Raw genomic sequence first — 20,052 nt, 5'->3', positions numbered from 1 at the left:
GTGTGTTCTGTAAGGAGTCGTGGTATCCGGGCCGAGCAGGCCCTGCCACGTGCGGCCGGCGGTGGCCGCATTACCTGCTGGTGGTGGTCAGCCCTCGACCGTGACGCCCATGGAGCGCGCGGTACCGGCGATGATCTTCGCCGCGGCGTCCAGGTCGTTCGCGTTCAGGTCGGGCATCTTGGTCGTGGCGATCTCGCGGACCTGCGCCTCGGTGATCTTGGCGACCTTGGTCTTGTGCGGCTCGCCGGAGCCCTTCTCCACACCCGCGGCCTTGAGGATCATCTTGGCGGCCGGCGGCGTCTTGGTGACGAAGGTGAAGGAGCGGTCCTCGTAGACCGTGATCTCCACCGGGATGACCCAGCCACGCTGCGACTCGGTCGCGGCGTTGTAGGCCTTGCAGAACTCCATGATGTTGACGCCGTGCTGACCCAGCGCCGGGCCGACCGGCGGAGCCGGGTTGGCGGCACCGGCCTGGATCTGGAGCTTGATGAGCCCCGTGACCTTCTTCTTCTTGGGAGGCATAGCTCTCCGGGTCCTTTCGGTTCGGGTCCTGCCCGCTTCCGGGGACGACCCGGATGCAGGCATACCGCACAACGATAACGGGTATAGCTGCGCGGCTGAAAACCGAGCAGGTCAGACAGGCTGCGATCAGCCCGTCCGACCTGTTCGGAAGCGGTGGTCCAGAAGGACTAGTTCTTCTGGATCTGGTCGAAGGAGAGCTCGACCGGCGTCTCGCGGCCGAAGATCTCCACCAGGCCCTTGACCTTCTTGGAGTCGGCGTTGATCTCGTTGATCGTCGCCTGGAGGGTGGCGAAGGGGCCGTCGGTGACGGTGACCGAGTCGCCGACCTCGAAGTCCAGCACCTGGACCTCGACCTTGCGCTGCGGGGCGGGCTTGCCCTCGGCCTCGGCGGCCTCGCGGGCGGCCTTCTCCTCGGCCTCCGGGGCGAGCATCTTGACGATCTCGTCCAGGGTCAGCGGGTACGGGTCGTACGCGTTGCCCACGAAGCCGGTGACGCCCGGCGTGTTGCGGACGACGCCCCAGGACTCGTTGGTCAGGTCCATGCGGACCAGGACGTAACCCGGCAGCTTGTTCTGCTTGATCGTCTTGCGGTCGCCGTTCTTGATCTGGACGACCTCTTCCTGCGGCACCTCGGCCTGGAAGATGTAGTCCTCGACGTTCAGCGAGACGGCGCGCTGCTCCAGGTTGGTCTTCACGCGGTTCTCGTAGCCGGCGTACGTGTGGATGACGTACCACTCGCCGGGCAGGGTGCGCAGTTCCTCGCGCAGGGCCTGGACGGGGTCAACCGGAGCGGCCGGCTCCTCCTCGACGGCCTCGGCGGCGGCTTCCTCGTCGCCCTCCTCGGCGGCCTCGACGGCGGCGTCCTCGTCCTCGGCGGCCTCGTCGTCCGCTTCGTCCGCGTCCTCGGTGTGCAGCGCGGCCTCCTCGGCCGGCTCGCCCGCCTCGGCCTCGGCAGCCTCGAACTCGTCCTGCTCGTCCGCGCCCTCGACGATGTCGAGCTCGTCGTCCACCATCTCGGCAGCGTTCCCGCGAGACTCGGTGGCGTCGTCGTTCAGGTTCGGGTCAGACACGATGGCTGCTTCTTCCTGGATACATAGGGGTGGAACATGCGAAAACGGGCGCCGGTGCCACGGCGCCCTTCGCTCTTGGCTCAGCCGAAGACGTACTTGGCCGCGTGGTTGAGCCCATAGTCAATCACGGTCACCAGCGCGATCATGATGGCGACGAAGAAGATCACCACAGTGGTGTACGACGTCATCTGGTTGCGTGAGGGCCAGACGACCTTGCGGAGTTCCGCGATGATCTGGCGGTAGAAGGTGGCCAGCCGCTTCAGCGGACCCTTCTTGGCGCGCTTGCCGCCCTTGCGGGCCTTCTTCTTGGCCTCAGGCACTTCGTCCTGGGCATCAGGCGTATCGATGGAGCCCACGGCGTCCGTCATAATCCTCACCTGATCCCGGGTCGTGGCCGTGCCGCGCCCGGTTACTGAGCCGCACGGCGGTGCATTGCTGTACGTACAAGCGCACACATCCTGGCGGTGTGTGTAGCAGGGCCGGAGGGACTTGAACCCCCAACCGCCGGTTTTGGAGACCGGTGCTCTACCAATTGAGCTACGACCCTTTGTGTGTCCCCAACGTACCGCATCCGAGCGGGTGCTCGGTGGCACCGGCCGCATCGGGCCGCTGGAGGCCAACGAGGTGAGAGTGTACGTGGTCGCGGGCCCGGCGTCGAACAGAAAGTGCCCGCCCGTGCGTCCGGCGGTGAAGATCGTCCAGGCCGGGCGGCGGATTCGGATACCCGTTCACGCCTGGACCCGAAGCCGTTCAGACTGTGAAACCCGTGTGCCCCGGACATTTCCGGTCTGGAAGCATGGGCTCCATGAGCGCTGCAACCCCTCCCACCGAGCGCCGGGTCTCCGCCCGAGTCGGCGCGATCTCCGAGTCCGCCACCCTCGCCGTGGACGCCAAGGCCAAGGCCCTGAAGGCCGCCGGGCGGCCGGTGATCGGCTTCGGTGCCGGTGAGCCCGACTTCCCGACCCCGGACTACATCGTCGAGGCCGCGATCGAGGCCTGCAAGAACCCGAAGTTCCACCGCTACACGCCGGCCGGCGGGCTGCCCGAGCTGAAGGCCGCGATCGCCGCGAAGACGCTGCGCGACTCCGGCTGGGAGCCCGACGTCTCGCAGATCCTGGTCACCAACGGCGGCAAGCAGGCGATCTACGAGGCGTTCGCCGCGATCCTCGATCCGGGCGACGAGGTCATCGTCCCGGCGCCGTACTGGACCACCTACCCGGAGTCGATCCGCCTCGCGGGCGGTGTCCCGGTGGAGGTCGTGGCCGACGAGACCACCGGCTACCGGGTCTCCGTCGAGCAGCTGGAGGCGGCGCGCACGGAGAAGACGAAGGTGGTGCTGTTCGTCTCCCCGTCCAACCCGACCGGCGCGGTGTACTCCGAGGCCGAGACCGAGGCGATCGGCCGCTGGGCCCTGGAGCACGGCCTGTGGGTGCTCACGGACGAGATCTACGAGCACCTGGTGTACGGCGACGCCGTCTCCGTCTCGCTGCCCGCGCTGCTGCCCGAGCTGCGCGACAAGTGCGTCGTGGTCAACGGCGTGGCGAAGACGTACGCCATGACCGGCTGGCGGGTGGGCTGGGTCATCGGCCCCAAGGACGTCGTCAAGGCCGCGACCAACCTCCAGTCGCACGCCACCTCGAACGTGTCGAACGTCGCGCAGGCCGCCGCGCTGGCCGCAGTCTCCGGTGACCTGGAGGCCGTGGCGAAGATGCGCGAGGCGTTCGACCGGCGTCGCAAGACGATCGTGCGGATGCTGAACGAGATCGACGGCGTGCTCTGCCCCGAGCCCGAGGGCGCGTTCTACGCCTACCCGTCGGTCAAGGCGCTGCTCGGCAAGGAGATCCGCGGCAAGCGCCCGCAGGACTCGGTCGAGCTGGCCGCGCTGATCCTGGAGGAGGCCGAGGTCGCGGTCGTACCGGGCGAGGCGTTCGGCACCCCCGGCTACCTGCGGCTGTCGTACGCGCTGGGCGACGAGGACCTGGTGGAGGGCGTGAGCCGGATCCAGAAGCTGCTGGCGGAGGCCAGGGACTGACCTCCGGACGCTTGGGAGGGGCACATGCGGACACCCGTATGTGCCCCTCGTTCGTTTGTCCGGGCAAGACCTCGACCGGGGAAACGGCTACCGGGAGGGCAGGGGTGTGCGGCAGGATCTGGGAATGGAGCGTGTACGTGATCTCTCTGAGCTGCCGAAGGCCCATCTGCACCTGCACTTCACCGGCTCGATGCGGCCGGGCACCGTCCTGGAGCTGGCCGACAAGTACGGCGTACGGCTGCCCGAGACGCTGTCGGAGGCGCTGACCAGCGGCGAGCCGCCGAAACTCAGGGCCACGGACGAGCGGGGCTGGTTCCGCTTCCAGCGGCTGTACGACGCGGCGCGCTCCTGTGTGCGCGAGCCGGAGGACATCCGGCGCCTGGTGCGGGAGGCCGCGCTGGAGGATCTGCGGGACGGCTCCGGCTGGCTGGAGATCCAGGTGGACCCCACCTCGTACGCGCCCCGGCTCGGTGGGCTGATCCCCACCCTGGAGATCATCCTGGACGCGGTGGAGGCCACCTCGCGGGAGACCGGGCTCGGGATGCGGGTCCTGGTGGCCGCCAACCGGATGAAGCACCCGCTGGACGCCCGCACGCTGGCCCGGCTGGCGGTGCGGTACGCGGACCGGGGCGTGGTGGGCTTCGGCCTCTCGAACGACGAGCGGCGGGGCATGGCTCGGGACTTCGACCGGGCCTTCCACATCGCGCGCGAGGGCGGCCTGCTGTCGGCCCCGCACGGCGGCGAGCTGACCGGCCCGGCCTCGGTGCGGGACTGCCTGGACGATCTGCACGCGGGCCGGATCGGGCACGGGGTGCGCGCGGCGGAGGACCCCCGGCTGCTGAAGCGGCTGGCGGACCGCCAGGTGACCTGCGAGGTGTGCCCGGCGTCCAATGTGGCGCTCGGGGTGTACGAGAAGCCGGAGGACGTGCCGCTGCGCACCTTCTTCGAGGCGGGCGTCCCGATGGCGCTGGGCGCCGACGACCCGTTGCTGTTCGGCTCCCGGCTGGCCGCCCAGTACGAGATCGCGCGCCATGCCCACGGTTTCTCGGACGCCGAGCTGGCGGAACTGGCCCGCCAGTCCATCCGCGGCTCGGCCGCCCCGGCGGACGTCAAGGCGCGGCTGCTGGCTGGCGTGGACGACTGGCTGACGTCCTAGGGGGCCGGGGGGCGGCTCCTCAGAGGCCCACGCCCACCATGACGGGCTCGTTGACGAGGGTGATCCCGAAGGCCTCGCGGACCCCGGCGACGACCTCGCGGGCCAGGCCGAGGAGGTCCTCGGTGGTGGCCTCGCCGCGGTTGGTGAGGGCGAGGGTGTGCTTGGTGGAGATGCGGGCGGGGCCGGTGCCGTAGCCCTTGGTGTAGCCCGCCTTGTCGATCAGCCAGGCGGCCGAGGTCTTCCTGCGGCCCTCGCCCGCCGGGTACGCGGGCGGCTCGACGCCCTCCCCCAGCCGCTCGCGCACCCGCTCCCGGAACGCGGCGAACTGCTCCTCGGTGAGGATCGGGTTGGTGAAGAAGGAGCCGGCCGACCAGGTGTCGTGGTCGTCGGCGTCCAGCACCATGCCCTTGCCCGCGCGCAGCTTCAGCACGGTCTCGCGGGCCTGGCCCAGCGGCACCCGGTCCCCCGCCTCGACGCCGAGCGCGCGGGCCGTCTCGGCGTACTTGACCGGCGCGGACATCCCGCCCGCGTCCTCCAGCTCGAACCGGACGCGCAGGACGACGTACCGCTCGGGGTCGGCCTTGAAGCGGCTGTGCCGGTACGAGAAGTCGCACTCCTCGTTGGCCAGTGTGACCGTCTCACCGGCGCGCCGGTCATAGGCGATCACCTCGGAGATCGTCGCGGAGACCTCCTGGCCGTACGCCCCCACGTTCTGGATCGGCGTGGCGCCCGCGGACCCCGGAATCCCGGCCAGGCACTCGATTCCGGCGAGCCCGGCCTCGACGGTGCGCGCGACGGCGTCGCTCCACACTTCCCCGGCCGCCAGCTCCAGGGTGGTCCCCCGCAGCTCGACCCCTCGGGTGGCGATCCGCAGGGCGGTCCCCTCGAATCCCTTGTCCCCGATGACGAGGTTTGATCCTCCGCCGATCACCAACAGCGGCGTTCCGCTGTCGTCCGCCTCCCGGACGGCATCGATCACCTCGGCGTCGGTCTCGGCGGTCACCAGCCGCAGCGCGGGACCGCCCAGCCGGAACGTGGTCAGCGGGGCAAGGGGGGCGTCGTGGAGTACGTGCACGGGGGCAAGACTACGAGAAGCCTGCCGGATGCGGCCGGTCAGGCACTTACAGCGCGGGCTGCCCGCTTCCCGGACAGGTCTCCGTGCCGGTGCCGTTCTTCTGGTGCATGGTCGTCGGTGAACCGGACGGTGCGCCGACGGTGGCCCCGCACACCGGGCAGGCGCCCCGTAATTCGCCCGGATCGAAGCGTCGGTCGCGCTGCTGTTCGCACATGATCAGATATCCCTCGGTCGTGGGGATGGTGCTGATATGTGGTGCGCCCGGCCGCCGGAGACCGGCGACCGGGGGTCTACACGGGCCTGACGAAGTTCCGGCTGTTGTTGTGGTGGAACACCGTGAGGCCGGCCTGCGTGGAGCCCTCCGGGCGGGCGGCCCAGCGCTCGACGCGGGCGATCTCGGGGCACTCGGCGGCGCCGATCGCCCCCGCGAGCCAGACGTCGGCGGCATCGCCGGACTGCGGAGCGGCCGAGGTGAACGGGGTCTCCTTGACCGGCTGCTCGTCGTGCTCGTGCTTCTCCCCGTCGGCGAGCTGGTGCGTGATCTGCCACTGCTCCTCGCGGTTGCCGCGGGTGAGGGCAATGCCGAAGGGGTGCTTGGTGTCTCCGGTCTCGGCGAGGGACTGGACACGGCTCACGCCGGGCGTGTTCTTCACGGTGTCGATCAGCCAGTCCTGGAACCGTTCCGGACGCATGTGGATCATTCCTTCACTCGACGGGCGGGCCCGCCAGTCTAGGAGCGCGGCCGGGGGCGACATGCCGTGGGCCGGAACCGACCCACGGCATGCCGTGGACCACACCCGCGTGTCAGCTTTCCGAGGCGTACGGCACGAAGTCCGCCCACGCGGCGGGGGTGAGCGCCAGCCGGGGGCCATCGGTCTGCTTGGAGTCGCGGACATGGACGGTGCCGGGGGTGACGGCGAGTTCGACGCAGGAGTTGCCGTCGTTGCCGTCGCTGTAGCTGCTCTTGAACCACGCGAGCGTATTCATCAGCCCTCCGAGGCGTACGGCACGAAGTCCGCCCACGCGGCGGGGGTAAGCGCCAGCCGGGGGCCATCGGTGTCCTTGGAGTCACGGACATGGACGGTGCCGGAGGTGACGGCAAGCTCGACGCAAGACTCGCCGTCAGTGCCGCTGCTGTAGCTGCTCTTGAACCACACCAGCGTGTTCATCAGCCCTCCGAGGCGTACGGCACGAAGTTCGCCCACGCGGCGGGCGTGAGCGCCAGCCGGGGGCCTTCCACGTTCTTGGAGTCGCGGACGTGCACCGTGCCGGGGGTAACGGCAAGCTCGACGCAGGAGTTGCCGTCGTTGCCGCCGCTGTAGCTGCTCTTGAACCACGCCAGCTCGGAGGTTCCCCCGGCAGTGGTCTTGCGGATCATGTTTCTCCCAGCAGTTGCTCGATGAAGGGCAGTGACTCTCGTGGCGAGAGCGCCTGAGCCCGGATGGTGCCATACCGCAGCTCAAGGATGCGCAAGTGTTTGGGTTCGGAGGTCGGCCGTCCGTTGAATGCCCCGTCGGAGCGGCCCACAGCCGTGCCGTCGGGGAACTTCAGCATTTCGATCCGGCCATCCAGCCCGGAGTGCGTGTCACAGCCCATCGGCATCACCTGAAGCACGACGTTGTGCAACCGCCCCACCTCCAGCAGACGTTCGAGCTGCTGCCGCCACGCCATTGTGCCTCCAATGGGACGCCGCAGGACCCCTTCTTCCAGAACGAAGCTGAGCGCTGGAGCAGGTGAGCGGTCGAAGACCGATTGGCGGGCCAGCCGAGCGGCCACCATGCGCTCCACGTCGTCGGGTGAGTACGGCGGCTGGGCCGCCCCGATCACTGCTCGTGCGTGTGCTGGCGTCTGCAACAGCCCAGGGATGATGTGGCACTCGTACAGAGCGATCTCGACCGCCTTGGCCTCCAGCTTCCCCAGGTCCCGAACCCCTTTCGGGTACCTGACCTTCTTGACGTCCTCCCACGTCGCCTCGATGACCCCGTTCGCGTTCAGCACCCTGTCGGCGTTGACCAGGTACTGCCGCTTGGGGATCCGCTTACCGCCCTCGACCTTGTAGACGAGGTCCTCCCCGTACCCGATGAGCGCCCCGAACTGCGGGGCACGCATCCCCGCCGCCTCGCGCAGCAGCTTCAACTGCCGTCCCACCATGGTGATCACGGCGACACCCCACTCGTCGTCCGGATCGACCTCCCAGCCCGGCTCGTCCACCTCTTCTTCGGGCTGTACCGCCTCATCCACCGACATCTCGTACCCCTCTGTCGTCCCGCGCGCGTTCCGCGTCGCACTACCCGGAGCAACGATCCCGACAGCCTGGACAGCACCGGACAACCAGCCGACAGTCACCGCACGCAACCGCTCGATCACTCCTCACGGTAGGCATTTCCGGCCACGCTGAAGGGCATGAACCAGAAATTCGCCCAGGCCACGGCCCAATCCCCCACGCGCTTCCCGGACTTCAGCCTGCTGCTGTCGTCCACCCGCCGGGGCGCCCGGCTCGCCCGGCTGCTCACCGAGGCGCAGCTGCGGCGCTGGGGGCTGCCCACGGAGACCGCGAGCCATCTCGTGGCCGAGCTGGCGGCCAACGCCGTGATGCACGGCCGCGTTCCGGGGCGCGACTTCCGGCTGACGCTGAGCCTGGCCGGGGACACGCTGCGGATCGAGGTCACGGACACCCGCGGGGAACTGCTCCCCACGCGCCAACGGCCCGTCGAGGACGCGGAGTCGGGCCGTGGCCTGCTCCTCGTGGACGCTCTGGCGGACCGCTGGGGGGTGCGGCAGGGCCGATTCCCGTGCAAGACGGTGTGGGCGGAGTGCTCGGTCGGCTGATCAGCCGGCCGCGTTCTCCAGGACCGGCACGGCGGGGCCCTCGGCCGTGGTCTTCGGCCCGGCGGCACGGCCCCGGCCCGGAATGGCCAGCGCGGCGAGGGCCGCGAGGGCGACCACGGCGGCGCCGGTGACCAGCGCGGGGCGCAGGCCGTCCACGAAGGACTGGGCGGAGGTGTAGCCGCCGTACGCCGAGAAGATCGAGGACATGACCGCGATGCCGAGCGCCCCGCCGACCTCGCGCAGGGCGTTGTTCGCGCCGGAGGCGATGCCCTGCTCGTGCGGCCGGACGCTGGACATCACGAGGTTGGCGGCCGGGGCGAAGTAGAGGGCCATGCCGACACCGCTGAGGATCAGGGCGGGCAGTTGGACCCCGTAGGAGGCGTGCGCGGTGACGACGCAGGCCATGTAGGCGAGGCCGCCGGCCTGGAAGATCAGGCCCGCGGCGACCACCGGCCGGCCGCCCACCCGGTCCGAGAGGATTCCGGCGAGGGGCGCGACCAGCATCGGCATGCCGGTCCAGGGCAGCATCCGCAGCCCCGCGTCGGTGGGCGAGTAGCCGAGGACGCCCTGCATGTACTGGCTGAGCAGGAAGATCGAGCCGAACATGCCGACGAACATGAGCAGGCTGGCCGCGTTGATCCCGGAGAAGGCGCGGGAGCGGAACAGGCGCATCGGCAGCATGGCATTGGCGGCGCGGGAGCCGTAGACCACGAAGGCGACGAGGAGCGCGCCGCCGGCCGACAGGGCGGTCAGGACCACCGGGTCCGTCCAGCCGTCGGAGGGGCCGCGGACCAGGCCGTACACGATTCCGAAGAGGCCGCCGCTGGCGAGCAGGGTGCCGGGGACGTCCAGGCGGGCGCCGGTGCCGTGGGACTCGGCGAGGCGGAGGCGGGCGAGGGGCAGCGCGATCAGGCCGAGCGGAACGTTCAGCCAGAAGATCCAGTGCCAGGACACGTGTTCGGTGAGGCTGCCGCCGATGAGGGGGCCGGAGGCGACGGCGAGGCCGTTGACGGCGCCCCAGATGCCGTACATGGTCCCCCGTTTGGCGGCGGGCACGGCCGCTGTCAGCAGGGTCAGCGTGAGGGGCATCATCACGGCCGCGCCGACGCCCTGCACCGCGCGGGCGGCGATCAGGGAGTCGATGCCGGGGGCCATCGCCGCGGCGGCGGAGGCGCCGGTGAAGATCGTGAGCCCGGTGATGAACAGCCGCCTGCGCCCGAACCGGTCGCCGAGCGCGGCGCCGAACATCAGCAGGCAGGCGAAGGTGAGCGTGTACGCGCTCACCGTCCACTCCAGGTCGTCCAGCGCGCCGCCGAGGTCCTTGCGGATGGCGGGCAGGGCGGTGGTGACGACGAGGTTGTCCAGGGCGGCCATGAAGCCGGCGACGCTGGTGACGAGGAGGGCCCAGCCGGCGCTCCCGCGGGGCTGTGCGGTTTGTTCGGTCTGTTCAGACTGCTCGGACTGTTCAGTCTGCTCGGACTGCTCGGACTGCTGTGACATCGCTCCCCCGGAGAAATGAGTTCTCGGTGTCTTCGGTGTGTCGGGTTTGATTAGTGATTGATGACTAACTTTTACGGACATGGGTGTGCCCCGCAGGCATCCCCCGGTGCGCTCCGGCCTAGGCGTCCGATGCGCCCGCCCGCCGCTCGAACGGGATGGTGTGCAGGCCCTCCCACACCCGGTGCTCGCGCGGGAAGCCCATGGCCACCAGGCAGTTGATGAGCATTCCGTAGGCGATGAATTCGGTCGTGTCGGCCACGCACGCGCCGAGCGGCAGATCGATCGTGTCCCACAGCCGCATCCAGCCGGCCCGTACGGCCTCCCCGAACTCCCGGTCGCCCTCCTCCTCGGCGGCGGCGACGGCCAGGTACATCTGCATCTGCATCATCAGGCGCGAGGGCTGTTCCGCGATGGCCTTGGTGTACGCCTCGGCCATGGCGTGCAGGGCCTCGTCGCCCTCCAGCCCCTCGGTGGCCTGCTCGAACATGCGGATGGTGTCCTCCACGCAGCGTTCGGCCGCCGCGAGGAAGATCGCCCGCTTGCCCGGGAAGAGCCGGAAGAGGTACGGCTGCGACACGCCGACCCGCTTGGCGATGGCCTCGGTGGAGGTGCCGTAATAGCCACCCCGGCCGAACTCCTCCGTCGCCGCACGGATGACGCTCTCGCGCCGTTCTTCTGCACTCATCCTGACCACGAAAGTAAGTTAGTACTCAGTTACTAACTTCGCAAGGGAGGTCGGAGTGAGAGCTCAAGGGAGGCCGGGGCGAGAACTTGGGCGCCCTGGGCGCGGGTAAGGGGCGCCTCGCCAGGGAGAGCGCCCCTTACCCGCACACCGCTTCCGCGGCCGGTCCGTCCGCCGTCAGGCGAGCCGTACGACCGCCCGCGACATCCCCAGCACCTTCTGGCCGCCACTGGTCGCCGTGAGGTCCACGCGGACCGTGTTGTCGTCCAGCTTGGCCGCGACCTTGGCGCTGACCTCGATCAGGGCACCCTGGTCGTCATTGGGCACCACGACCGGCTTGGTGAAGCGGACGCCGTACTCCACGACCGCGCCCGGATCGCCGAGCCAGTCGGTGACCACGCGGATCGCCTCGGCCATGGTGAACATGCCGTGCGCGATGACGTCCGGCAGGCCCACCTCCTTGGCGAACTTCTCGTTCCAGTGAATGGGGTTGAAGTCCCCGGAGGCACCCGCGTAGCGCACCAGGGTGGCGCGCGTCACAGGGAAGGTCCGGGCCGGCAGCTCGGTGCCGACCTCGACGTCGTCGTAGCCGATCTTCGCCGTCATCAGCTGCTCAAACCTCCTCGGCCGCGCGGGCCACGAGCTTGGTCCAGGCGGTCACGACGAGCTCGCCCGCCTCGTCGTGCACCTCACCGCGGATGTCCAGGATGTCGTTGCCCGCGAGGGACTTGATCGCCTCGATGGTGGAGGTGACCGTGAGCCGGTCGCCGGCGCGGACCGGGCGGCGGTAGGCGAACTTCTGGTCGCCGTGCACGACCCGGCTGTAGTCCAGGCCGAGCTGCGGGTCCTCGATCACCTGGCCGGCGGCGCGGAACGTGATCGAGAACACGAAGGTCGGGGGGGCGATCACGTCGGAGTGCCCGTACGCCTTGGCGGCCTCCGGGTCCGTGAACACCGGGTTGGTCTCCCCCACGGCCTCGGCGAACTCGCGGATCTTCTCCCGGCCCACCTCGTAGGGCGCGGTGGGCGGGTAGGTCCGTCCCACGAAGGACTGGTCGAGCGCCATGGCCCGGTACCTCCTGATGTCTGGATGTGAGGGTCCCAAACTATCCGGGGCCCGGAACCGGCCGGAGGCCCGACCGTGAAAACGCCGCGAGGCCGCCCCCTCGAAAGGGGACGGCCTCGCGAACGAGCCTATTTATCGCGTTTCGCGGTGCGCGGTGTGCGCGTTGCAACGCGGGCAGTGCTTCTTCATCTCCAGTCGGTCCGGGTTGTTACGCCGGTTCTTCTTGGTGATGTAGTTCCGCTCCTTGCACTCCACGCAGGCCAGCGTGATCTTCGGGCGGACGTCGGTGGCAGCCACGTGAGTGCTCCTAAGACGAACAGAATGGGCTAGTTCAACGCAAGAAAGAGTAGCCGATTGAAGGACCGACCCCACAATCGGCTACTGTCAGTAGCGGTGACCGGACTTGAACCGGTGACACAGCGATTATGAGCCGCTTGCTCTACCGACTGAGCTACACCGCTTTGATGAGATCGGAACCCGTCTTGCGACGGGAACCTCTCACACCAGAGCCCCAAAACGGAATCGAACCGTTGACCTTCTCCTTACCATGGAGACGCTCTGCCGACTGAGCTATTGGGGCGAGCGATGAAGACATTACACGGTCCGCCGCCGTTCACCCAAATCCATATCCCCACGGGGTCACGCCGGCGTCGGGCCGCCTGCCGCCGAGGCTGACGGGCGGGCCTCCGGGGGCCGTGGGGGCGGCTGTCAGGGGCTGTTGGGGGGCTGCCGGGAGTTGCCGGGAGCTGGCCAGGTGCCTGCCGGGGTCCCCGGCCGGGGGCGGCCGAAGCGGAGGCGGATCGGCGGGGCGTGCGCGCCGGGGTGGCCGCGCGAGCCGCGGGAGCAGGGCGGGTGGGGCGCGGCCGGGGGCCTGGAAGATCACGCTGGGTAAGGCCAAGCGGAAGGCGTTGGGGCGCGCGGAGCACGCCGCTGGCGCTGAGCGGGCCGCTGGTGTCGAGCGGGTCACTGGTGTCCGGCGGGCCGCGTCGCCTGGCGGGCAGGCGGGCAGGCGGGCAGGCGGGCAGGCGGGCAGGCGGGCAGGCGGGCAGGCGGGGCGACCGTACGGGCCCGTCAGGGATTCCGGAGGCTGGCGGGCGGTGGGCGGGAGAGCACTGCCCGCGCGCCCCCGCAGCCCCTGTACTCCTGCGCCCGTACTCCCCCGCCCGCGTCCGCAGGCTCCCTCTTCCCACGGCCCGCGCCCCCTCCGCACGCCCGCAGGCTCCCCCTCCGCACGCCCGCAGGCTCCCCCTCCGCACGCCCGCAGGCTCCCCCTCCGCACGCCCGCAGGCTCCCCCTCCGGGTCCGCGCCCCCTCCGCACCCCCGCAGGTTCCCCCTCCTCACGGGCCCGCGCCCCCATCCCGCGCCCGCAGGTTCCCGTGCACCACGCCGGTACGACTATTGCGCTCCTGCGGGACCTGTGCCGTTCGTCACCCTAGGCTCGACACGCCCTGTGTGATCTTGGGGCGCCTCGAACCTCCGGTCGCCGGTCACGGCGCGTCACCGGCTCCCCCATGCCCTCCCGAGATTCCCGACCGTCCCGGCCGCCCCGACCTACCCGCCTCTACCCGACCTTGGAGCGCGATGCCCGACAGCCAGCCGCAGCCGCACCTGCCGTCGAACTCGTCGAATCCGTCGGGCGGTCTGCTGCTGTGCGGGGCGCGGCTGACCGACGGCCGGACCGTGGACGTACGGCTGGGCGGCGGCCGGATCGAGGCCGTGGGCACCGCGGGCAGCCTGGCGCAGGGGCCGGCCCGCACGGGCGCCCAGCGCGTCGATCTCTCCGGCTACCTGCTGCTGCCCGCCCCGGCGGAGCCGCACGCGCACGGCGACACTGCCCTGTCCGCCGAGCAGGCGGGCCCGGCCTCCTGCGCCCCCGAGGATGTCCAGCACAGGGCCACCGAGGCGGCGCTGCTCCAGCTGGGCCACGGGGCGACGGCGGTACGGGCGCACGTGCGCGTGGGCGACGTACAGGGACTCGGCGCGCTGGGCGCCGTACTCCAGGCGCGGCGGGCGCTGCGCGGGCTCGCGGAGCTGACGGCGGTGGCGATGCCCCGGCTGCTGACCGGGGTGGCCGGGGCGGACGGACTGGCGATGCTGCGGGACGCGGCGAAGATGGGCGCCGCGGCGGTGGGCGGCTGCCCCGACCTGGACCCGGATCCCACGGGGTACGTGGAGGCGGTCCTGGAGGTGGCCGCCGAGCACGGCCTGCCGGTGGACCTGCACACGGACGCCGCCGACCCGGCCCGGCTGTCCCGGCTCGCGGCGATGGCGGGTGGTCTGCGCCCCGGCGTGACGATCGGCCCGTGCGCCGGTCTCACGCGCCTGTCCGCCGACGCCGCCTCCCGCGCCGCGGACCAGCTCGCGGCGGCCGGGGTGACGGTCGTATGCCTGCCCCAGGGCGGCTGCGGCGGCAGCGACCGGCGGGGCGCGGCCCCGGTACGGCTGCTGCGCGCGGCCGGGGTCCGGGTGGCGGCCGGCAGCGGCGCGCTGCGGGACGTGTCGAACCCGGTGGGCCGCGGCGACCCCCTGGAGGCCGCCTACCTGCTCGCCTCCGCCCACGGGCTGCGCCCTCAGGAGGCGTACGACGCGGTGAGCACGACGGCCCGCGCCGCGCTCGGCCTGCCCGGCGTGCGCGTGGAGGCGGGGTTCCCCGCGGAGCTGCTCGCCGTGCGCGGCGACCATCTGCCGGGCGCGCTCTCCCTGGCGTACAGCCGGATCGTGATCCACCGCGCGCGGGTGGTGGCCCGTACGAGCGCGGTCCGCGAGTACTGCAACTCGGCGGCGGCCCCGGAGCTGGGGCTGCCGCGGCAGGGGCGCGGCGAGGTGTCGTAGCGCGCGCCGGGGCCGGGCGCGGGCGGGGTCAACCCGTGCGGCAGGCGGGGGTTTTCGGGCGTACGGTCTAAAGCATGCGCATTGTCATCGCTGGTGGTCACGGTCAGATCGCGCTGCGGCTGGAACGGCTGCTCGCCGCGCGTGGGTACGAGGTCGCGGGGATCATCCGCAAGCCGGAGCAGAGCGGCGATCTGCGGTCGGCCGGGGCGGAGCCGCTGGTGCTCGACCTGGAGTCCGCCTCGGTGGAGGAGGTCGCGGGGCTGCTGCGGGGCGCGGACGCGGCGGTGTTCGCGGCGGGCGCGGGTCCGGGCAGCGGTACGGACCGCAAGGAGACGGTGGACAGGGGCGCGGCGGTGCTGTTCGCGGACGCGGCCGTGCGCGCGGGCGTACGCCGGTTCGTGGTGGTGTCCTCGATGGGCGCGGACCCCGCGCACCAGGGCGACGAGGTGTTTGACGTCTATCTGCGCGCCAAGGGCGAGGCCGACGCGTACGTCACCCGTCAGAAGGACCTGGACTGGACGATCCTGCGGCCCGGCACGCTGACCGACGACGCCGGCACCGGACTGGTCCGCCTGGAGGCGCACACTGGGCGCGGCATGGTCCCGCGGGACGACGTGGCCGCCGTACTCGCGGAGCTGGTGGAGACCTCGTCGACGGCAGGTCTGACGCTGGAACTGACGTCCGGTTCGACGCCGGTGTCGGTCGCGGTGAAGTCGGTGGCGGGCAACTGAGGCCACGGCGACCGCTGTTGACCGCGCCTCAGAACAACGGCAACTGACCGGGGAACTCGGGCACGACGTACCCGTCCAACGTGGGCTGCGCCGCCCCGAGATGCGCCTTCCGCCGCGACCCCTCACAGGAGACGAGCCGCACGTCCTCCCGCCCCCCAGGCGGATCATGCCGCGCGAAACGTCCCGCGACGACGGCGATCTCACGGCGGCATACGGGGCAGGTTCTGCGTCGGGAGGAGGACATACGGCCAGTGTGCCTGCTCCAGGCGCACAGGCGGCCGCTGGCGTCCGGGGGCTGACGGTTGCGCCGGCTTCAGGAGGGCAGGCGACTGTGCCCGCTTCAGGCGCGCAGGCGGGTCTGCCTGTCTCACGGCGACGGCGATCAGCGTCCGCTTCGGGTGAGCCGGCGGACGCGTCCGCCTCAGGTGCGCGACTCCGCCTCCCAGTGCTCGGGGCCGACGCCGCGCCAGTCGATCAACGGCGAGTCCGCGACCTGCTCCGGCTCGATGTCCAGCCCGGCTCTGCGCAGGAACTCCACCAGGTCCCGCACGTCGTGCGCGAGCCCCAGGGTCTCCCCGTCCACCCGGACCCGCCGCCCACCGCTCGGCGAGGGCAGCTGGACGACGATGGGGCGCTTCCCGGCCATGCCTCCAGCATCGTCCGGACGGGGAGCACCCGCACCCGCACCGGGCCCTGCTTCTGGTTCCGCCGATCGATATTCGCTCACTCGTTCGATTCTAGTGCCGACCGCGAGCCATGTCGGCAGACACAAGAAGAAGCCCCCTCCGTACTGCGTTCGCAGTTCAGAGGGGGCTTCCCCAAAGTGTGGCGGCGCCAGGATTCGAACCTGGGAAGGCTGAGCCGGCAGATTTACAGTCTGCTCCCTTTGGCCGCTCGGGCACACCGCCAAGGTTGCTGCCAATCGAACCCGCTTTCGGCGGTGTTCCCCGGCAACGACGTAAACAATACCCGATCCACGGGGGTGCTTCGCCACCCGATTGATCTCCAGCCCTCGGGTGATGGGGTGGCTAGGCTGGTGCGGATGCGGCCCGGCTGGATGCCGGGCCCGGCGGCCGCCGCCACGCACGCCGGCACGCACCCGATACGCACCCGATACAAGGAGCCACAGGACATGGCCGACTCCAGTTTCGACATCGTCTCGAAGGTCGAGCGGCAGGAGGTCGACAACGCCCTCAACCAGGCCGCCAAGGAGATCTCCCAGCGCTACGACTTCAAGGGCGTCGGCGCCTCGATCGCGTGGTCGGGGGAGAAGATCCTCATGGAGGCGAACTCCGAGGAGCGGGTGAAGGCCGTCCTCGACGTCTTCCAGTCCAAGCTGATCAAGCGGGGCATCTCGCTGAAGGCGCTGGACGCGGGCGAGCCCCAGCTGTCCGGCAAGGAGTACAAGATCTTCGCCTCGATCGAGGAGGGCATCTCCCAGGAGAACGCCAAGAAGGTGGCGAAGATCATCCGCGACGAGGGCCCCAAGGGCGTCAAGGCCCAGGTCCAGGGCGACGAACTGCGCGTCAGCTCCAAGAGCCGCGACGACCTCCAGACCGTGATCGCCCTCCTGAAGGGCAAGGACTTCGACTTCGCGCTTCAGTTCGTGAACTACCGGTAGGAAACCGGGCGGGGAACGGAGAGAAGGGTGGGGCCCCTGCGGGCGCCCACCCTTCCGTGTTGCCGGGGCGGTGCTCAGCCGCGGCGGGAGTTGCCGAAGACCAGGCGGTAGGCGATCAGCAGGACCAGGGAGCCACCGATGGCGGACACCCAGGTGGCGCCGTCGAAGAAGTGCCTGCTGACGGGGTGATGCAGCCAACGGGACGAGATCCAGCCACCGACGAACGCGCCCACGATGCCGATGACGGTCGTGCCCAGGAGCCCGCCGGGGTCGCGACCCGGCAGCAGGACCTTGGCTATGGCTCCGGCCAGCAGCCCCAGAATGATCCAAGCGATGATGCCCATAGCGCCAACCCTGCCCTTTCGCGCCCGGTGCGCACAGGCCCGTTCGTGAGACCTTGGTGAGAACCAGCGGTCCGCCGTGCGCGGTTTCGTACCGTCTTGGTGAACAGGACGCCGGCAAACCTCCGCCCGGTTGCCGCCGCCCGGTCGGGCTTTCGTCCCGGATCGTTGCCGATCTCGCTACAGGACGCTCCGGCACCGCTCGAAGGGCGTGACCGGCTGATACTTGTGGCAGCAGGGAAGCCCGGCGCAGTGACCTGAGAGGTACCGATCATGAAGGTGTTCAACCTGCTGCTCAACATCCTGTGGCTGCTTTTCTGCGGCATCTGGATGTCGATCGGTTACCTCATCGCCGCGCTGATCTGCTTCGTCCTGATCATCACGATCCCCTTCGGCATCGCCTCGCTGCGCATCGCCGGGTTCGTCCTGTGGCCGTTCGGCCGGACCGCCGTGGACCGGCCGGACGCCGGCGCGGGATCGGTCATCGGCAACGTCATCTGGGTGATCTTCGCGGGCTGGTGGCTCGCCCTGGGGCACCTGATCACCAGCATTCCGCTGTTCCTGTCGGTCATCGGCATCCCCTTCGGCTGGGCGAACCTGAAGCTCATCCCGGTCTCGCTGATGCCGCTGGGCCGCGAGATCGTCCCCACGGACCGGGGGTTCGGCGACCGCTGATCGATGTGCGGGGGCGCCGTACCTCCGGAATCATCGCTACAGGGGCGGCGAACAGGGGGGCTCAAGACGCCTGTCCAGGGCTTGGGGGAGCACGTATCCGGCATCCGTACGGAGTCCTCAGATGCCCAGGAACCACATCGGCCCGTCCACCGCCGCCACACCGTCGGCCACCCGGCAGGGAGCCGGCCGTACGGGGGTGAGCGCCGCGGACTGCGGACTGCTGCTGCTCCGGCTGACCTTCGGGCTGTTTCTCGCGGGGCACGGGTCCCAGAAGCTTTTCGGACTGTTCGGCGGGCAGGGACTGACCGCCACCGGCAAGGGGTTCGAGGCCCTCGGCTACCGCCCCGGCAGACTCTTCGCGGCCATCGGCGGCCTCTCCGAACTCCTCGGCGGTCTCGGCCTCGCCGCCGGGCTGTTCGTCCCGCTCGCGGCCGCCGCGATCGTGGGCGTGATGATCAACGCCATGGTCACCGTGAGCGCCGCCCACGGGGTGTGGGTGGATCACGGCGGGGTGGAGTACAACATCGGCATCGCCGTCGTCGCCCTCGCCGTCGCGGCCATCGGGCCCGGCCGGCTCGCCCTGGACCGCTTCTTCCGGTGGGGGAACGGCGGCTGGCCCCAGGGGGCCCTCGCCCTGGCGCTCGGGGGCCTGGGAGCGGCGCTCGCGCTGTCCTTGTGACGGGCGCCCGGCGGTTCCGGCGTGCGGGGTTCCCGGAGCGCCGGTGGAGGCGGTCCCGGACTCAGAGCCTGCGGCCGGCCATGCCCTCCAGGCGCTCGATCCGCTCCGCCATCGGCGGGTGCGTGGAGAACATCTTCGACAGCCCCTGACCCGGACGGAACGGGTTCGCGATCATCATGTGGCTCGCCGTCTCGATCCGCGGCTCGGGCGGCAGCGGCAGCTGCTGGGTGCCGATCTCCAGCTTGCGCAGGGCGCCGGCGAGGGCGAGCGGGTCGCCGGTGAGCTGTGCGCCGGAGGCGTCCGCCTCGTACTCGCGGGAGCGGCTGATGGCCAGCTGGATCAGCGTGGCGGCGAGCGGGCCCAGGATCATGATCAGCAGCATGCCGAGCAGGCCGGGGCCCTCGTCGTCGTCCGAACGGCCGACCGGGATCAGCCAGGCGAAGTTCACCAGGAACATGATCACCGAGGCGAGCGCGCCGGCCACCGAGGAGATGAGGATGTCCCGGTTGTAGACATGGCTCAGCTCATGCCCGATGACGCCGCGCAGCTCGCGCTCGTCCAGCAGGCGCAGGATGCCCTCGGTACAGCACACCGCCGCGTTGCGCGGATTGCGGCCGGTGGCGAAGGCGTTCGGGGCCTCGGTCGGGGAGATGTAGAGCCGGGGCATGGGCTGGCGGGCCTGTGTGGACAGCTCGCGGACCATCCGGTACAGCGCCGGGGCCTCGAACTCGCTCACCGGGCGGGCCCGCATCGCGCGCAGCGCCAGCTTGTCGCTGTTCCAGTACGCGTACGCGTTCGTGCCGAGGGCGATCAGGAGCGCGACGATCAAGCCGGTGCGGCCGAAGAAGCCGCCGATGATGATGATGAGCGCCGACAGTCCCCCGAGGAGTACTGCGGTCCTGAGCCCGTTGTGCCGGCGGTGCACGGTACGCCCTCCAAGTGGTTCAGGGACCCTTCGGTCCAGTGGACCCTCCCGTACTGCCCAACGCGAGGCGGCGGCCACAAGTTCCCAGGTGGGCGGGGGCGGGCGCGGCGGCCGTACGAGTGAAGGGGGGTCCGTGGCCGCGCGGAGGGGGGCGGTGGGCTGCCGGGGAGGCCGACCGGTGGGCTGTAGTGGAGGGCCGGCAGGCTGTCCCGGAAGGGGCCGGGGGGTGCCTCTATGTCCTTCGTCAAGCGAGGCGTGGGGTTCTGGGTTCGTAGAAGGTTCCGTCGCGGAGCATGGCGAACAAGACGCTGATGC

27 protein-coding genes and 4 tRNA genes are annotated in these 20,052 nt (G+C 70.6%); 8 read left to right on the top strand and 23 right to left on the bottom strand.

All coding sequences use genetic code 11. The annotated features are described in order from the left end of the window. Positions 1-87 precede the first annotated feature (87 nt). The 4 genes from rplK to AC069R_RS10235 all read right to left on the bottom strand — a co-directional run bounded on the left by rplK (position 88) and on the right by AC069R_RS10235 (position 2,139). Positions 88-522 carry a 50S ribosomal protein L11 gene (gene rplK / locus AC069R_RS10250; RefSeq protein WP_046419431.1) on the bottom strand — a complete coding sequence of 145 codons (435 nt, stop codon included), beginning with the start codon at positions 520-522 and terminating at the stop codon, positions 88-90. Between the two features lie 167 nt (positions 523-689). Continuing rightward, positions 690-1,592, bottom strand: a complete 903-nt coding sequence (nusG, locus tag AC069R_RS10245) for a transcription termination/antitermination protein NusG (protein ID WP_478766186.1) — start codon at positions 1,590-1,592, stop codon at positions 690-692. An 80-nt stretch (positions 1,593-1,672) separates the two neighbouring features. Continuing rightward, positions 1,673-1,912 (bottom strand): preprotein translocase subunit SecE, encoded by a 240-nt coding sequence (secE, locus tag AC069R_RS10240; RefSeq protein WP_478766184.1) that lies wholly within the window; start codon positions 1,910-1,912, stop codon positions 1,673-1,675. A 154-nt stretch (positions 1,913-2,066) separates the two neighbouring features. Further along, a tRNA-Trp gene (locus tag AC069R_RS10235) sits at positions 2,067-2,139 on the bottom strand. Positions 2,140-2,397: 258 nt separating this feature from the next. Between AC069R_RS10235 and AC069R_RS10230 the strand changes: the two genes are divergently transcribed. Both AC069R_RS10230 and AC069R_RS10225 read left to right on the top strand, forming a co-directional pair. Next, positions 2,398-3,624 carry a pyridoxal phosphate-dependent aminotransferase gene (locus AC069R_RS10230; protein WP_478766182.1) on the top strand — a complete coding sequence of 409 codons (1,227 nt, stop codon included), beginning with the start codon at positions 2,398-2,400 and terminating at the stop codon, positions 3,622-3,624. A 124-nt stretch (positions 3,625-3,748) separates the two neighbouring features. Next, complete coding sequence (locus AC069R_RS10225; RefSeq protein ID WP_397984514.1) at positions 3,749-4,780, top strand: adenosine deaminase; 1,032 nt, start codon at positions 3,749-3,751, stop codon at positions 4,778-4,780. Positions 4,781-4,799: 19 nt separating this feature from the next. Here AC069R_RS10225 and AC069R_RS10220 read toward each other — a convergent pair whose 3' ends face one another. From AC069R_RS10220 to AC069R_RS10190, 7 genes are all read right to left on the bottom strand, one after another. Next, positions 4,800-5,885, bottom strand: a complete 1,086-nt coding sequence (locus AC069R_RS10220; RefSeq protein WP_478766535.1) for a UDP-N-acetylmuramate dehydrogenase — start codon at positions 5,883-5,885, stop codon at positions 4,800-4,802. 16 nt (positions 5,886-5,901) lie between these two features. Then, positions 5,902-6,069, bottom strand: a complete 168-nt coding sequence (locus AC069R_RS10215; RefSeq protein ID WP_478766180.1) for a hypothetical protein — start codon at positions 6,067-6,069, stop codon at positions 5,902-5,904. Positions 6,070-6,145: 76 nt separating this feature from the next. Then, positions 6,146-6,547: a hypothetical protein gene (locus AC069R_RS10210; RefSeq protein WP_478766178.1), complete on the bottom strand. Its 402-nt coding sequence runs from the start codon at positions 6,545-6,547 to the stop codon at positions 6,146-6,148. Between the two features lie 112 nt (positions 6,548-6,659). After that, complete coding sequence (locus AC069R_RS10205) at positions 6,660-6,842, bottom strand: DUF397 domain-containing protein (protein ID WP_478766176.1); 183 nt, start codon at positions 6,840-6,842, stop codon at positions 6,660-6,662. Beyond that, on the bottom strand, positions 6,842-7,024 hold the full coding sequence (locus AC069R_RS10200; protein WP_478766174.1) for a DUF397 domain-containing protein: 183 nt from the start codon (positions 7,022-7,024) through the stop codon (positions 6,842-6,844). The genes AC069R_RS10205 and AC069R_RS10200 overlap by 1 nt, the downstream gene beginning before the upstream one ends. Beyond that, on the bottom strand, positions 7,024-7,233 hold the full coding sequence (locus AC069R_RS10195; protein WP_037663355.1) for a DUF397 domain-containing protein: 210 nt from the start codon (positions 7,231-7,233) through the stop codon (positions 7,024-7,026). The genes AC069R_RS10200 and AC069R_RS10195 overlap by 1 nt, the downstream gene beginning before the upstream one ends. Beyond that, positions 7,230-8,102 carry a helix-turn-helix domain-containing protein gene (locus tag AC069R_RS10190; protein WP_478766172.1) on the bottom strand — a complete coding sequence of 291 codons (873 nt, stop codon included), beginning with the start codon at positions 8,100-8,102 and terminating at the stop codon, positions 7,230-7,232. Before AC069R_RS10190 ends, AC069R_RS10195 begins: the two co-directional genes overlap by 4 nt. Before the next feature lie 156 nt (positions 8,103-8,258). On the opposite strand from AC069R_RS10190, the gene AC069R_RS10185 reads away from it, so the two are divergent. Continuing rightward, positions 8,259-8,684, top strand: a complete 426-nt coding sequence (locus AC069R_RS10185) for an ATP-binding protein (protein ID WP_478766170.1) — start codon at positions 8,259-8,261, stop codon at positions 8,682-8,684. On the opposite strand, the gene AC069R_RS10180 is transcribed toward AC069R_RS10185, so the two are convergent. The 7 genes from AC069R_RS10180 to AC069R_RS10150 all read right to left on the bottom strand — a co-directional run bounded on the left by AC069R_RS10180 (position 8,685) and on the right by AC069R_RS10150 (position 12,512). Further along, a complete protein-coding gene (locus AC069R_RS10180) occupies positions 8,685-10,184 on the bottom strand; it encodes an MFS transporter (protein WP_478766169.1) in 1,500 nt (499 codons plus the stop codon). A 118-nt stretch (positions 10,185-10,302) separates the two neighbouring features. Continuing rightward, complete coding sequence (locus AC069R_RS10175) at positions 10,303-10,878, bottom strand: TetR/AcrR family transcriptional regulator (protein ID WP_478766167.1); 576 nt, start codon at positions 10,876-10,878, stop codon at positions 10,303-10,305. 165 nt (positions 10,879-11,043) lie between these two features. Next, the gene (locus AC069R_RS10170) at positions 11,044-11,472 is read right to left on the bottom strand and encodes a MaoC family dehydratase (protein WP_478766165.1); all 429 of its coding nucleotides are present in this window, start codon (positions 11,470-11,472) and stop codon (positions 11,044-11,046) included. A 7-nt stretch (positions 11,473-11,479) separates the two neighbouring features. After that, positions 11,480-11,932, bottom strand: a complete 453-nt coding sequence (locus AC069R_RS10165; protein WP_471063162.1) for an FAS1-like dehydratase domain-containing protein — start codon at positions 11,930-11,932, stop codon at positions 11,480-11,482. A gap of 132 nt (positions 11,933-12,064) precedes the next feature. After that, the gene (gene rpmG, locus AC069R_RS10160) at positions 12,065-12,229 is read right to left on the bottom strand and encodes a 50S ribosomal protein L33 (protein WP_003948671.1); all 165 of its coding nucleotides are present in this window, start codon (positions 12,227-12,229) and stop codon (positions 12,065-12,067) included. 91 nt (positions 12,230-12,320) lie between these two features. Beyond that, positions 12,321-12,393, bottom strand: a tRNA-Met gene (locus AC069R_RS10155). 46 nt (positions 12,394-12,439) lie between these two features. Next, a tRNA-Thr gene (locus AC069R_RS10150) sits at positions 12,440-12,512 on the bottom strand. A gap of 1,002 nt (positions 12,513-13,514) precedes the next feature. Between AC069R_RS10150 and AC069R_RS10145 the strand changes: the two genes are divergently transcribed. Then, positions 13,515-14,765 (top strand): amidohydrolase family protein, encoded by a 1,251-nt coding sequence (locus tag AC069R_RS10145; protein WP_478766163.1) that lies wholly within the window; start codon positions 13,515-13,517, stop codon positions 14,763-14,765. Between the two features lie 74 nt (positions 14,766-14,839). After that, positions 14,840-15,496, top strand: a complete 657-nt coding sequence (locus tag AC069R_RS10140; protein WP_478766161.1) for an SDR family oxidoreductase — start codon at positions 14,840-14,842, stop codon at positions 15,494-15,496. Positions 15,497-15,524: 28 nt separating this feature from the next. On the opposite strand, the gene AC069R_RS10135 is transcribed toward AC069R_RS10140, so the two are convergent. The 3 genes from AC069R_RS10135 to AC069R_RS10125 all read right to left on the bottom strand — a co-directional run bounded on the left by AC069R_RS10135 (position 15,525) and on the right by AC069R_RS10125 (position 16,404). Next, complete coding sequence (locus tag AC069R_RS10135; RefSeq protein WP_478766159.1) at positions 15,525-15,740, bottom strand: hypothetical protein; 216 nt, start codon at positions 15,738-15,740, stop codon at positions 15,525-15,527. Positions 15,741-15,917: 177 nt separating this feature from the next. Continuing rightward, positions 15,918-16,142 carry a hypothetical protein gene (locus AC069R_RS10130; RefSeq protein WP_478766157.1) on the bottom strand — a complete coding sequence of 75 codons (225 nt, stop codon included), beginning with the start codon at positions 16,140-16,142 and terminating at the stop codon, positions 15,918-15,920. Positions 16,143-16,322: 180 nt separating this feature from the next. Further along, positions 16,323-16,404, bottom strand: a tRNA-Tyr gene (locus AC069R_RS10125). Between the two features lie 224 nt (positions 16,405-16,628). On the opposite strand from AC069R_RS10125, the gene AC069R_RS10120 reads away from it, so the two are divergent. Continuing rightward, a complete protein-coding gene (locus AC069R_RS10120; protein WP_397984548.1) occupies positions 16,629-17,117 on the top strand; it encodes a YajQ family cyclic di-GMP-binding protein in 489 nt (162 codons plus the stop codon). A gap of 74 nt (positions 17,118-17,191) precedes the next feature. On the opposite strand, the gene AC069R_RS10115 is transcribed toward AC069R_RS10120, so the two are convergent. After that, positions 17,192-17,461 carry a GlsB/YeaQ/YmgE family stress response membrane protein gene (locus AC069R_RS10115; protein WP_397984551.1) on the bottom strand — a complete coding sequence of 90 codons (270 nt, stop codon included), beginning with the start codon at positions 17,459-17,461 and terminating at the stop codon, positions 17,192-17,194. A gap of 270 nt (positions 17,462-17,731) precedes the next feature. On the opposite strand from AC069R_RS10115, the gene AC069R_RS10110 reads away from it, so the two are divergent. Then, complete coding sequence (locus AC069R_RS10110; protein WP_478766155.1) at positions 17,732-18,133, top strand: YccF domain-containing protein; 402 nt, start codon at positions 17,732-17,734, stop codon at positions 18,131-18,133. Positions 18,134-18,254: 121 nt separating this feature from the next. Continuing rightward, complete coding sequence (locus AC069R_RS10105) at positions 18,255-18,812, top strand: DoxX family protein (RefSeq protein ID WP_478766153.1); 558 nt, start codon at positions 18,255-18,257, stop codon at positions 18,810-18,812. A gap of 61 nt (positions 18,813-18,873) precedes the next feature. Here AC069R_RS10105 and htpX read toward each other — a convergent pair whose 3' ends face one another. After that, positions 18,874-19,737 carry a zinc metalloprotease HtpX gene (htpX, locus tag AC069R_RS10100; protein WP_478766151.1) on the bottom strand — a complete coding sequence of 288 codons (864 nt, stop codon included), beginning with the start codon at positions 19,735-19,737 and terminating at the stop codon, positions 18,874-18,876. Positions 19,738-20,052: the final 315 nt, after the last annotated feature.

The organism is Streptomyces sp. NPDC043952 (genome assembly GCF_056435325.1).
Note: the sequence above shows the minus strand (reverse complement) of the source record. Positions and strands in the feature narration are given on the sequence as shown.